Here is a 12,978-nt window from a genome sequence, read left to right on the forward strand (position 1 = left end):
CAACCTCGCCAAGCGCATAACGGACGAGACCACACCAACCTGGCGAGGGACTTACTAGGGTATAAAGGGCAATCCGTTCACATCAAACGCCCTCTCAGAGCGCGAAGAACGAGTGCGGCCTGGACCAGTACGAAGTGCGCCGCTACGTGGGCTGGTACCGACACATCACGCTCTCCATGCTCGCCCACACGTTCCTGGCCGTCCTGGCCGCCCAGGAACGAAAAAAGGGGAAGGAGATCCCGACACGCCCGAGCTCGTGGACCTCACGCCAGCCGAGATTCGCCGTCTGTTGGCAACTCGACCCCACCACCATTCTCCGGACGGGAGCCACGCAGTGACATGGTCGCGGTGGAGACGCCGTCACCAAGCACACGCCCGCCGCTGTCACTACATGCGGCGCGGCCACCCGTGGGTGGGACCACCACGTCAAAACCGCCCCACCCACGCCTCGACCTCGCTACACTCACCGTCCCCAAGCCGCTGACCAGGGCACATGGAGAACTCTCACTGGAGTATTAGCCACCGTCTTTGGAGGTGTGCTTGCCGCAACCGTCATCCGCCCCGCTCAGGCCGCATGTTGGTACTCGTGGAGGAAGCCGCCGAGTCGATCGGTTCGGCGAATGTCGAGGCGATCGATTTGCTCTGGGCAGTCGATTGGCCGGGGAAGGGCGGAGAGGGGTTGGGCGTTCGCGATGCCCCGGTGTGGCCGGTGGCAGTTGTAGAACTTCTCGAACTCCCGTAGGGAGTGGAGCAGGTGCCGCTCGTTCCAGATCAGGGTGCGGTCCAGTAGCTCTCGGCGGCAGGTCTGCACCCAGCGCTCCATGAGGGAGTTCGTGCGTGGGATTCGGACGCCGCTGAGCACGACTTGGATCCCCGCGTCAGCGAGGACGGCGTCGAACAGTTCGGGGAACTTGCCGTCTCGATCCCGGATCGGGAACCGCGCTCGGCAGCCGACGTTTTCGAGGTCCGTGACGAGGTTCTTCGCGGTCTGCGTCACCGAGGATGCGGTCGGACGTGCGGTGGCGCCGAGGATCCGGATACGGCGGTTGGCGTGCTCGATGACCGCGAGCACGTGCAGACGGGCTCCGACAGGGTGACCGTTTCGAAGAAGTCACAGGCGAGGAGTGCTTCCGCTTGGGAGCGCAGGAATGGCGCCCAGGTGCTGGAGGTCCGCTCCACCATGCCGAGCAGGCCCTCTTCGCCTACATCGAGGGGCTTTTGCAACCCCCGGCGCCGCCATTCGGCGAACGGCCAGCTCAGGCCGGCCGAGTCCGAACGCCAGCACGCCGCGAAGACACCACATAGCGTGCTCTACGCAGTCGCGCAGCTCGCAAGCCCACCAGTGTCTGTCGGACCCGGGCAACTCCACCTCGACTTCAACTCGATGGTGATCGCGGTACGGACGTCGCTCTCGACAGACGGGAGTGCCACGGGTTCGCAGGCGATGCGCAGAAGGTGTTTGCGTACTCGGCAAGTTGCTGTGGGGTGTTGGCGGAATTCTTCGTGACCGACGGGCAGTTGCTGGCGCCGTAGCCCAGCCGATCTGAGCCGGTGTCAGTGAGCTGCCGCAACTGGCCGCTGTGGTCGGCCTGTTAGGTTCGCCGTCCCGATCGAGGGAGCCGCCCGCAAGCCACCCCTGACTGGGATTACTGAGTCAGTATCTTTACCCAGTTCGGTTATGATGCTTGCGTACTGCAGGTGAGCCCGTTGTAGGGGAAGGGTCGCGATCGATGACGTCGGAAGTCCAACACGTGGACACTGCACCGGAAACCGCGAGCCTCGACGACGAGTTGGAGCATGAGCGGGCCTATGTTGAGCTCTGCCGGGCGGCGATGGCGCGGCAGGTCGAGGACGCGAGCTACCAGGTCATCGCGGGTGAGGACGTCTCGGGCGACGGGGCGAGCGCGGAAGCCCTGGGCCGGTACCTGCGGACCCGCGCCAAGCAGATGAAGGAGCTGCCGGAGAGCCCATCCTTCTTCGGTCGTCTCGACTTCGACGACGCTCCGGAGACCGGCGACCACCGCAAGCAGCGCTACTACGTGGGCCGGCAGCGAATCTTCGAGGACCCGGCCGCGCCGCCCCTGGTGATCGACTGGCGGGCCCCGGTCTCCCGGGTGTTCTACCAGGCGAGCGCCCATGAGCCGCTCGGGCTCGCGCAGCGCCGACGGTTCGGTTGGGCACCCTGGAGCCTGGGCACGCCGGAAGACCTGACCGGCCTGGAGGACGAGCACCTCGACCGCGCCGAGGAGAGCGGTGCCAGTGGAATCGTCGCCGCCGAGATCGAGCGTCCCCGCACCGGGCCGATGCGTGACATCGTCGCCACCATCCAGCCGGAGCAGGACGAACTGGTCCGGGGCGAGCTGAGCGAGTCCGTGTGCGTCCAGGGGGCGCCCGGCAGCGGCAAGACCGCCGTCGGCCTGCACCGCGCCGCGTACCTGCTCTACACCTTCCCGCAGCGGATCCAGCGCAGCGGTCTGCTGGTGATCGGCCCCAACCGGACCTTCCTGCGCTACATCGCGGAGGTCCTCCCCGCGCTCGGCGAGATCGACGTGACCCAGTGCACCGTCCAGGACCTGGCCGCCACGCACGCGGTCGAGGCGGAGGACGACGAACCGGCCGCCGCGATTAAGCAGGACGCGCGGATGGTCACCGTGCTGCGCCGGGCGCTGTACGGCAGGATCCGGGCGAAGGACTCCGAGGCCCTGGTCGTCCCAGACGGCTCCTACCGGTGGCGCGTCTCTTCGGACGAGCTCGACCGGATGGTCGCCGACATGCGCGAGCAGGCGCCGCCGTACGCGATCGGCCGCGAGAACGTCCGCACCCGCGTGGTGGCCATGCTCCAGGACCAGGCCGAGCGGCGCTCCGGCATCAAGAACGGCACCTGGCAGCGGAAGATCGGCCGCTGCAAGCCGGTCGCGGCCTTCCTGGAGTCCGCGTGGCCGGCCCTGCGCCCGGAGACCGTGGTGGCCGCGCTCCTCAGCGACCCGGCCGTGCTCGCCGAGGCCGCCGACGGTGTGCTCAGCCCCGAGGAGCAGGCGGCGATTCTGTGGCGCAAGCCGCCGCGCTCGGAGAAGAGCGCGAAGTGGTCCGAGCACGACCTGATGCTGGTCGACGAGGTGGCCGGCCTGATCGATCGCCCGGCCAGCTTCGGCCACGTCGTCGTCGACGAGGCCCAGGACCTGTCCCCGATGCAGTGCCGGGCGATCGCCCGCCGCAGCGCTTTCGGTTCGCTCACCGTCCTGGGTGACCTCGCCCAGGCGACCGCGCCCTGGTCGGCCTCCTCCTGGACTGAGCAGCTGTCCCACCTGGGCAAGCCGCAGGCGTCGGTGGTCCCCCTGACCACCGGCTTCCGGGTTCCGGCCGTCGTCATGGCACTGGCCAACAAGCTGCTGTCCGCCCTCGACGTGGACGTGCCGCAGGCCGTGTCGCTGCGGCAGGACGGCGAACTGACGGTCAGCCGGTCCGACGACCTGGGGTCGGCGGCGGTGTCGGCGGTGCGCGCCGCGCTGGAGCGGGAGGGTTCGATCGCGGTGATCACCGCCGACAGCGCGGTGGCGCAGGCCGCCGCCGCGCTCCAGGCCGCCGGGATCGTCACGGCCACGTCCGAGGATGTCGGCACCACCGTGCGGGTGACGGTGATTCCGGCCTCCCTCGTCAAGGGGCTCGAGTACGACCACGTGGTCGTGGTGGAACCGGCCGCCATCGTGGAGGCCGAGCCGCGCGGGCTGCACCGGCTATACGTCGTGGTGACCCGGGCGGTCTCCCGGCTCGACGTCCTGCACTCCCGGCCGCTGCCGGCGCCGCTGGTCGGCTGACCGGGCCGAGCGGGTCCGAAGAAGCCAGTGGCCCCTCTCACCGAGAGGGGCCACTGGCGTTGTGCCGTTGGGGTGCGTACGGGAGGCCGATGGATCAGCGGGCGGCGGCGCGGGCGGCCAGTCCCTGCTCCAGCATCGAGAAGGCGTGGTCGGCGGTGGCGACCGCCTCCGGGTAGAGCTCGTCGGCGGTCGCCCCGCCCACGATCTGCTGCCGGTTGAGCTCCGCGAGCACCCGGTGGACGGCGGTGACCTGCCCGGCCAGCAGTCGGGCGGTGGCCTCGCGGGGGGCGGGCAGGTCCGGGACCTCCCGCAGCGTGGTGGCGAGGTCGTCCTCCGCCTTCGCCATGTACTGGCCGACCCGGGCGACCAGGCTCGGGGTCGAGTAGACGAGTCCGCTGAACCGCAGGATCTCGTGCTCGTCGTTGAGGCCGGTAACGGGATCCCGGTGCAGGAGGCCGTTCAGGAAGTGCTCGCGCAGCGCGGTCACCACCGGTGTTCCCGGATCCCGCTGCCGAACGATCCGGCCGGCCATGTTCTGGTGGTCGGCGAACCGGTGGACGACCAGGTCCTCCTTGGTCGGGAAGTACTTGAACAGCGTTGGCTTGGAGACCTCGGCCGCCGCCGCGACGTCGGCGACGGACACCTGGTCGAAGCCGTGCCGCAGGAACAGCGTGATCGCCGCGTCGGAGATCGTCGTGTGTGTCCGCTGCTTCTTCCGCTGCCGGAGCCCCATCGCCTCGTTCACGCCAGCCACCCTAACACGATCGTTACCCGGGAAAGGAGATTACCAGGACAAGTATATTCCCTAGTATGGAACTTGACTCGGTAACGTAATTTCCCCTTTACTGCTTCTTGCACCTCGTGCCGACAGGCCGAACGAAGAGACAAGGGGCAGGAGCAATGTCACAGCCGACCGCGGCCTCCGATGAGAGGCCGGTGCGCTACCGCTGGTGGGCGCTCGCGGTGATCGGATTAGCCCAGCTGATGGTCGTCCTCGACACCACCATCGTGAACATCGCGATGCCCTGGGCCCAGCAGGCCACCGGAATGTCGGACACCGACCGCCAGTGGGTGGTGACCGCGTACACCCTCGCGTTCGGCGGGCTGCTGCTGACCGGCGGCCGGATCGGCGACCTGCTCGGGCGGCGCCGCGCGTTCGTCTTCGCCGTCGTCGGCTTCACGATCGCCTCCGCGGTCGGCGGCGCCGCGCCCAATGCCGCCGTCCTGGTGGGCTCGCGGGTCGCGCAGGGCGTCTTCGCTGCCGTGCTGATGCCGGCCACGCTGGCGATGCTGGCCACCACCTTCACCGAACCGCGCGAGCGGGCCAAGGCGTTCGGGGTCTTCAGCTCCGTGGCCAGCGCGGGCGGTGCGCTCGGGCTGCTGGCGGGCGGAATGATCACCCAGTGGCTGGACTGGCGCTGGTGCCTCTACGTCAACGTGCCGATCGGCGTGCTCGTGGTGATCGGAGCCAGGATGCTGCTGCCCAACGTGCCAGCACAGCGCGGCGTCCGGGTCGACCTGATCGGCGCGCTGCTCTCGGCCGGTGGCATGGTCGCGCTGGTGTACGGCTTTGGGCAGGCCGCCGACGACGGCTGGTCGTCGGGCCGGGTGATCGGGCTGCTGGTGGCGGCCGCGGTGCTGATCCCGGCGTTCGCCTACTCCCAGGCCCGAGTCAAGGACCCCCTGCTGCCGCTGCGGGTGCTCGCCGACCGGAACCGGGTCGGTTCCTTCCTCACCATCGCGCTGACGATGATCGGGATGTACGGCCTCTTCCTGATCCTGACCTACCAGCTGCAGGGCGTCATGCACTACTCGCCGCTCAAGGCGGGCCTGGCGATCCTGCCCGCGCCAGTATCGACCGTGCTGGTGGCCACGCAGGCCACCACCCGGCTCATGCTGCGGGTGCCGGTCCGGGTGCTGGTGGTGCCGGGCCTGGTGCTGGCCTCGCTCGGGCTGTTCAACCTCGGGCGGCTCACCCTTGACAGCTCCTACGCCGGGGTCATGTTGCCGACCCAGATCGTCCTGGGTGTGGGCCTCGGCCTGGTGATGGCGCCCTGCGTGAACGTCGCCACCAGCAGCGTCCAGCTCAAGGACATGGGCGTGGTCTCGGCGTTCGTCAGCACCTCGCAGCAGGTCGGCGGCTCGATCGGAACGGCGCTGCTCAACACCATCGCCACCACCGTGACGGCCTCGGCCCTGGTCGGCGCCGACGGTGCCGCGGCCGTGACGGAGGCGACCGTGCACGGCTACGCCGTCGCGAGCCGCTGGGCCGGCGGAATCGTCCTGGCGGCAGCGGTCGCCGCGGCCCTGCTGTTCAACACGAGCCTGCGCAAGCCCCCCGCGCCCGCCGAGCGCACCCCTGCCCGCACACCCGGTGCGGACGCGGCCGCCAAGATCTGACGGCCCCCCAGAACGGCGGTCCCGGAGTTGCCCCCGGCTCCGGGACCGCTGACGCCGTCCGCCGGTCCCCGGCCGCGACCGGCGGACGGCACGCCCTCACCAGCCAACCCCTATCCGCCCCCTGGCAACCCCTTCCCGGGGCCGGAGGGGGCCCGCTAACCGGATCCCCTCCGTACGCTCGTCCAGCCCCGAACTGTCGGCCGAACGATCACTCTCGACGAGGACGCGTCCCATGCAGCAGAACCCGACCCCCCTGGTACTCGACGGCAACTTCATGCAGGATCCGCACTCGACCTACGCCGAGCTGAGCGCCAAGGGCTCCGCGCACCGGGTGATGATGCCGCCCGAGGTACCGATCTGCGGTGGCCTGGCGGTGTGGCTGATCACCGGCTACGAAGAGGTCCGGGCGGCCCTGGCGGACCCCCGGTTGAGCACCGATCTCGGCAAGACCGACCGGCTGTTCGCCCAGAACGAGCCGGACCAGGACAAGCGGGGGGCGTTCTCCTCCACGCTGGCCACGCACATGCTGCACTCCGACCAGCCCGACCACACCCGGCTCCGGAAGCTGGTGAACAAGGCGTTCACCAGCCGCGCGATCGAGCAGCTCCGCCCAGAGATCGAGAGCATCACCGGTGAGCTGCTCGACACACTCGAAGGGGACGAGGTCGACCTGCTCGATGCCTTCGCCTTCCCGCTGCCGATCCGGGTCATCTGCCTGCTGCTCGGCGTGCCGATCGAGGAGCAGGAGAACTTCAAGGCGTGGTCCAAGGCCCTCGTCTCCGGCGAGTCCGCCGAGGCGACCGCCGCCGCCTCCACCGAGATGATCGCCTACCTGCGCGAACTCATCGAACGCAAGCGCAAGGCGCCCACCGGCGACGTGCTGAGCGGCCTGGTCGCGGCCCGCGACCAGGAGGACCGGCTCAGCGAGACCGAGCTGATCTCGATGGCCTTCCTGCTCTTCATCGGCGGCCACGAGACCACCGTCAACACCCTCGGCAACGGCACCTACCACCTCCTGCAGCACCTCGACCAGTGGGAGGCGCTGCGCGCCGACCGCTCGCTGCTGCCCGGCGCGGTGGAGGAGTTCCTGCGCCTGGAGAGCCCGCTCAAGCACGCGACCTTCCGCTGCGCCACCGAGGCGCTGCAGGTCGGCGACATCGAGATCCCGGCCGGCGACTTCGTGCTGATCTCGCTCGCCTCCGCCAACCGCGACGCCGAGCGCTACCCGAACCCGCAGGACCTGGACATCGCCCGCCCTACCGGCGGCCACCTGGCCTTCGGCCACGGGATCCACTACTGCCTCGGCGCCCCGCTCGCGCGGCTGGAGGCCCAGATCGCGTTCAACGCGCTGCTGGACCGGTTCCCGGACATGCGGCTCGCCGTCGACCCGCAGGAACTGGGCTGGCGGACCAGCACGTTGATCCGTGGTCTGCACCGCGTGCCGGTGAAGCTGAACCGGGCCTGAGGGCGCCGGAGAACCCCTGGGGTGCTGTCCCGTCGGACCGCACCCCCTCGTCCGTTTCCGCAGCAGTCGTCAGTAGTCACTAGTAGTCGCCAGCAGTCGTCATCCGGAGCGCCCGAGCGGTGCCCCGGCTATCCAGTGAGGGGAGCAGCGAGGTGCACAACGTGGAGACCGTCCGGCCGGGCGACCCCCGGTACCCGGACCTGAGCCGGGGGGAGAACCTCCGCTTCGTCGGGACGCCCGAGCGCATACACGTGGTGTCGTCCACCGAGGAGATCGTCCACGTCGTCGGCGAGGCGGTCCGCGAGGGGAAGCGAATAGCCGTCCGCAGCGGCGGGCACTGCTACGAGGACTTCGTCGCCGGACCCGAGGTCCAGGTGGTCGTCGACCTGGCGGGCCTGTCCCGGGTCGACTTCGACGAGGAGCGCCGCGCCTTCGTGGTGGAGGCGGGCGCGACGCTCGGGCAGGTCTACAAGACGCTGTACCGGCGCTGGGGCGTGACCGTTCCCGGCGGGGCGTGCCCCGAGGTCGGCGCCGGCGGGCACTTCGCGGGCGGCGGTTACGGCCCGCTCTCGCGCCTGCACGGCTCGGTGGTCGACTACCTGTACGCGGTCGAGGTCGTGGTGGTCGACGCCGACGGCACCGCGCGCAGCGTGGTGGCGACCAGGCGGGAGGACGACCCCCACCGTGAGCTGTGGTGGGCCCACACCGGGGGCGGCGGCGGCAACTTCGGCATTGTGGCGCGGTACTGGCTCCGCTCGCCGGAGGGCGAGGCCGAGGCGGCGGGCGTCGTCGCCCCGGGGCGGCTGCTGCCGCGCCCGCCCTCCGAGGTGCTGCTCAACACCACGGCCCTGCCCTGGGACGCTCTGGACCGGGCCGCCTTCACCCGGCTCGTCCGCAACCACGGCGCGTGGTTCGAGCAGCACAGCGACCCCGACTCGCCCTACCGGGCCCTCTACAGCGTTCTCGCGCTCACCCGCAGGCCGTCCGGATCCGTCGCCGTCATTACGCAGTTGGACGCGGGCCTGCCGAACGCCCAGGAGATGCTGGACGGTTACCTGGCCGCGCTGGTCGAGGGCGTCGGCGGCACGCCGTTCAGCCAGACCCGTACGCTGCCCTGGCTGCACGCCACCAGGTGGCCGGGCATCGCCGGCGACGGCGACATGACGGGGCGGGCCAAGATGAAGGCCGCCTACGCCCGTCGCGGCTTCTCCGCCCGCCAGATCGACGTCCTCCACGACCGGCTCGCCGACCCCGGCCCCGACAACGCGGACGGGCTGGTCGCCCTGATCGGCTACGGGGGCAAGGTCAACGCGGTGGCCCCGGACGCCACCGCCGTCGCCCAGCGGGACTCCGTCCTCAAGGTGGTGTACGTGACCACCTGGGAGGACGAGGCCGAGGACGAGCCGCACCTGCGCTGGCTCCGCGAGCTGTACCGGGACGTCTACGCCGAGACCGGAGGAGTGCCGCTCCCGGGCACCGACGCCGACGGCGCGTACATCAACTACCCGGACGCCGACCTGGCCAGCCCGGAATGGAACACCTCCGGCGTCCCCTGGCACGACCTGTACTACAAGGACGCCTATCCGCGGCTCCAGGCGGTCAAGGCCCGGTGGGACCCGCGCAACGTCTTCCGGCACTCCCTCTCGATCCAGGCACCCGCCTCCTGAGGAGGACGCGCCGCACACACCTCCACCCCGCGAGCCGGAGACGACGGACCCTCCGTCGCCTCCGGCTCGTCGGCGTCCCGGACCGGTTCACCGCTAGCCTGCGCGTTTCATCTGGGTCGCGTCCGGATCATGATCGGAAAAGCGAAAGTGCCTTCTGAGCTGCAACGATGAGGCTTGTCTAAGGTCCCAGTCGTTCCAGTAGGAAGGCACTTTCTGCGTGCACCCTACCCGCTCACGCCCCAAGCTCGTCATCAGCGCCGACGGGCACGGGGTGGTCAACCACGCCGGCTCGCGCCTGCTGGCGGATCTGGCCGACGCCACCACCCTGACCGGTGCCTTCTCCGATGCCCTGCGCCGGCTGCGGCCTCGCGGCACCGGGCACGATCCCGGCCGTGTCGCGGTGGACCTGGCTGTGATGCTCGCCGACGGCGGCGAGGCGATCCGGGACCTGGCCATGCTCCGCGACCAGCGCGACGTGTTCGGCCCCGTCGCCTCCACCCCCACCGCCTGGCGAGTCCTGTCCAGCATCGACACCGCAGCCCTGAACGCCTTGCGGGCAGCACGGGCCAGGGCCCGCGAGGTCGCCTGGCTGCAGGCCGCCGAGACCGGACGCCCGATACCCGCATCGCATGCCGGAGGACGTGAACTGCCGGGCCTGATACTGGACATCGACGCCACGCTCGTCACCTGCCACTCCGAGAAGGAACAGGCCGCCGCCACCTACAAACGCGGCTTCGGCTACCACCCGCTGCTCTGCTTCCTCGACAACACCGGCGAGGCCCTGGCCGGCCTCCTGCGACCGGGCAACGCCGGAGCGAACACCGCAGCCGACCACATCACCGTCCTCGACCAGGCCCTCGCCCAGATCCCCGACGCCCACCGCCACGGCACCCCGATCCTCGTCCGTGCCGACAGTGCGGGCGGCGCCAAGGCCTTCCTGGCCCACCTGAGAGGACTGCGACAGCGCGGGATCCGGACCACGTTCTCGGTCGGACACGCCGTCACCGACCGCGTCCGCAAGGCCATCCGGGCCCTGCCCGACCGGGTCTGGCACCCCGCGCTGGAACAGGACAGCTCCCTGCGCACCGGGGCCGAGGTCGCCGAGCTGACCGGCCTGGTCGACCTCGCAGGCCACCCGGACGGCACGCGCATCATCGTGCGGCGCGAGCGGCCGCACCCAGGCGCCCAGCTGTCGTTGTTCGACCAGGACGAAGGCATGCGCCACCAGGTCTTCCTCACCGACACACCAGTCGCCGGCGGCGGCTCGATCCAGCATCTGGAGGTCCGCCACCGGGCCCACGCCCGGGTCGAGGACCACATCCTCCCCCAGACTCCGTCCGGGGGTACCCCCAGCGGCAAGACCACCGGCTTCGGCCGCTTCCCCTCCCGCCACTTCCAGATCAACGCGGCCTGGCTGGAGCTGTCCCTGACCGCGATCGACCTGCTCGCCTGGACCCGGACCCTGCTACTGGACGGCGAACTGGCCACCGTCGAACCCAAGATGCTCCGCTACCGGCTTCTCCACGCTGCCGCACGCATCACCCGCGGAGCCCGCCGCCTACGCCTGCGGATCGCCGCCACCTGGCCCTGGGGCCACGAGCTGACCGTCGCGTTCAACCGCCTCGTCGCCCTGCCCCGACCGGCCACCTGACCGACGGAACCGCCACTGACCACCCACGACCCGAGGACCCCAGGAGCACCCGACCCACGCGTCGGCCCCCGGCACGCCCGCACTCGCCAGCAGCCCGATCGCCACCGCCCCGGAGATCAATCCCGCTCTGCCAACCCCAACCGAAACGCGGAGGCTAGGGGCGGCTAGGGGGATGACAGGGGTGTGGGGCCCGATCACCCCCCGCATAGCGTCGTTGAGGCCGTGCGTGCGGACCTGCTGCGCGCACCGTGCCATTCGGAGTTTCGGGGGAGACTCAGCGTCACATCACCCTCGGGCCCCGGCATGTCTCTGTCAGGTGTGAGATCGGGGAGTCTGATGTCGATGTTCCGTGCGGAGACCACGGGGACCGGTGCTGGGACGGTGGAGGCGATCGCCATCGTCGGACTGTCCTGCCGCCTGCCGCAGGCACCCGATCCGCAGGCCTTCTGGCAGCTCCTGCGGGACGGCCGTAGCGCCGTCGGCAGGGTGCCCGCCGACCGCTGGGACGCCGAGCTGCTCCCCGAGGCCGCCCGCCACGGCGCCTTCCTCGACCGGGTCGACGGCTTCGACCCCGCCTTCTTCGGCATCTCCCCGCGCGAGGCGGTGGCGATGGACCCGCAGCAGCGCCTCATGCTCGAACTCGCCTGGGAGTCGGTCGAGGACGCCGGCATCCTTCCCGAGGCGCTGCGCGGCAGCCGTACCGGTGTCTTCGTCGGCGCGATCCTGGACGACTACGCGGCCCTGATGCACCGTCAGGGCCTGGGTGCCGTCACCCAGCACACCATCACCGGTGTGCAGCGCGGCATCCTCGCCAACCGGATCTCCTACCTGCTCGGCCTGCGCGGACCGAGCCTGGCCGTGGACACCGCCCAGTCCTCCGGCCTCTCCGCCGTTTACCTGGCCTGCGAGAGCCTGCGCTCCGGCGCCAGCGACCTCGCCCTCGCCGGCGCGGTCAACCTCAACCTGGTCCCCGACAGCGCCCTCGGCGCGGCCAGGTTCGGCGGCCTCTCTCCCGACGGCCGGTGCCACACCTTCGACGCGCGGGCCAACGGCTACGTGCGGGGCGAGGGCGGCGCGCTCGTCCTGCTCAAGCCCCTGGCCAAGGCGCTGGCCGACGGCGACCCCGTCCACTGCGTGATCCGCGGCAGCGCGATGAACAACGACGGTGCCACGGACGGGCTGACCGTCCCGAACCCGGACGCCCAGCGGGAGGTGCTGCGGCTGGCCTACCGTCAGGCGGAGGTCGACCCGGCGAGCGTCCAGTACGTCGAACTGCACGGCACCGGGACCAAGGTGGGCGACCCGATCGAGGCCTCCGCGCTGGGCGCCGAGCTCGGCCGGGCCGAGGGCCGCCGGGCGCCGCTGGTGGTCGGCTCCGCCAAGACCAACGTCGGCCACCTGGAGGGCGCGGCCGGCATCGTCGGACTGCTCAAGGCCGCGCTGGCGGTCGAGCACCGGCAGATCCCGGCCAGCCTCAACTTCGAGACGCCCAACCCGGACATCCCGCTGGAGGGCCTCAACCTGGAGGTCGCGCAGGCCCTGGTGGACTGGCCGGGCGACGGGCTGCCGCTCGCGGGCGTCAGCTCGTTCGGCATGGGTGGGACCAACTGCCATGTTGTGCTGGAGGGTTGCCCGGATCACGTGCGCCGTGCGAGGGCCGACCGGGCCGCCGGGGGAGTGTGTCCGATCGCGCTCTCCGGCCGTTCCCGGGAGGCCCTGCGGGCGCAGGCCGAGCAGCTGCAGGCGTTCCTCGCGGACCGGCCCGAGATCGACCTCGACGACCTCGCGTTCTCCCGGCTCGCCACCCGGACCGCGTTCTCCCACCGGGCCGTGGTGCTCGGGCAGGACCGTGAGCAGCTGCTCCGTGGTCTCTCCGCCGTGGCTGTCGGTGGGGAGTCGGGGCGTGTGGTGTCGGGTGTGGTGGGTGGTTCGGGTGGTCGGTTGGGGCTGCTGTTCTCGGGTCAGGGGAGTCAGCGGGCG

General features: G+C 70.7%; 8 protein-coding genes and 1 pseudogene. 7 read left to right on the forward strand and 2 right to left on the reverse strand.

What is annotated here, in order from left to right:
• Positions 1 to 95 precede the first annotated feature (95 nt).
• Positions 96 to 338: pseudogene (locus ACIQIB_RS38690) on the forward strand (IS701 family transposase); the annotation flags it as partial.
• 227 nt (positions 339 to 565) lie between these two features.
• Here the strand turns inward: ACIQIB_RS38690 and ACIQIB_RS38695 are convergent.
• Positions 566 to 1,072: an integrase core domain-containing protein gene (locus tag ACIQIB_RS38695; RefSeq protein WP_400764054.1), complete on the reverse strand. Its 507-nt coding sequence runs from the start codon at positions 1,070 to 1,072 to the stop codon at positions 566 to 568.
• Between the two features lie 658 nt (positions 1,073 to 1,730).
• Here ACIQIB_RS38695 and ACIQIB_RS38700 point away from each other — a divergent pair.
• On the forward strand, positions 1,731 to 3,815 hold the full coding sequence (locus ACIQIB_RS38700; RefSeq protein WP_400764057.1) for a HelD family protein: 2,085 nt from the start codon (positions 1,731 to 1,733) through the stop codon (positions 3,813 to 3,815).
• A gap of 94 nt (positions 3,816 to 3,909) precedes the next feature.
• Here the strand turns inward: ACIQIB_RS38700 and ACIQIB_RS38705 are convergent, their stop codons facing one another.
• Positions 3,910 to 4,560 carry a TetR family transcriptional regulator gene (locus ACIQIB_RS38705; RefSeq protein ID WP_400764060.1) on the reverse strand — a complete coding sequence of 217 codons (651 nt, stop codon included), beginning with the start codon at positions 4,558 to 4,560 and terminating at the stop codon, positions 3,910 to 3,912.
• Positions 4,561 to 4,715: 155 nt separating this feature from the next.
• Between ACIQIB_RS38705 and ACIQIB_RS38710 the strand changes: the two genes are divergently transcribed.
• From ACIQIB_RS38710 to ACIQIB_RS38730, 5 genes are all read left to right on the forward strand, one after another.
• Positions 4,716 to 6,215, forward strand: coding sequence for a DHA2 family efflux MFS transporter permease subunit (locus ACIQIB_RS38710; RefSeq protein ID WP_400764062.1), 1,500 nt, complete (start codon positions 4,716 to 4,718; stop codon positions 6,213 to 6,215).
• 232 nt (positions 6,216 to 6,447) lie between these two features.
• Positions 6,448 to 7,680: a cytochrome P450 gene (locus ACIQIB_RS38715; protein ID WP_400764065.1), complete on the forward strand. Its 1,233-nt coding sequence runs from the start codon at positions 6,448 to 6,450 to the stop codon at positions 7,678 to 7,680.
• A gap of 152 nt (positions 7,681 to 7,832) precedes the next feature.
• Positions 7,833 to 9,347 carry an FAD-binding oxidoreductase gene (locus ACIQIB_RS38720; protein ID WP_400764066.1) on the forward strand — a complete coding sequence of 505 codons (1,515 nt, stop codon included), beginning with the start codon at positions 7,833 to 7,835 and terminating at the stop codon, positions 9,345 to 9,347.
• Between the two features lie 217 nt (positions 9,348 to 9,564).
• Entirely contained in the window at positions 9,565 to 10,998 is a 1,434-nt protein-coding gene (locus ACIQIB_RS38725; RefSeq protein ID WP_400764069.1) for an IS1380 family transposase, read from the forward strand.
• A 336-nt stretch (positions 10,999 to 11,334) separates the two neighbouring features.
• Positions 11,335 to 12,978: type I polyketide synthase (locus ACIQIB_RS38730; protein ID WP_400764071.1), on the forward strand; the 1,644-nt coding region annotated here is incomplete at its 3' end.

Source organism: Kitasatospora sp. NPDC092286 (assembly GCF_044755565.1).
Lineage (GTDB): Bacteria > Actinomycetota > Actinomycetes > Streptomycetales > Streptomycetaceae > Kitasatospora.

Coding starts and splice junctions, on each gene's coding strand:
- ACIQIB_RS38700 (WP_400764057.1), top strand. CDS start 1,731: ATGACGTCGGAAGTCCAACACGTGGACACTGCACCGGAAACCGCGAGC.
- ACIQIB_RS38710 (WP_400764062.1), top strand. CDS start 4,716: ATGTCACAGCCGACCGCGGCCTCCGATGAGAGGCCGGTGCGCTACCGC.
- ACIQIB_RS38715 (WP_400764065.1), top strand. CDS start 6,448: ATGCAGCAGAACCCGACCCCCCTGGTACTCGACGGCAACTTCATGCAG.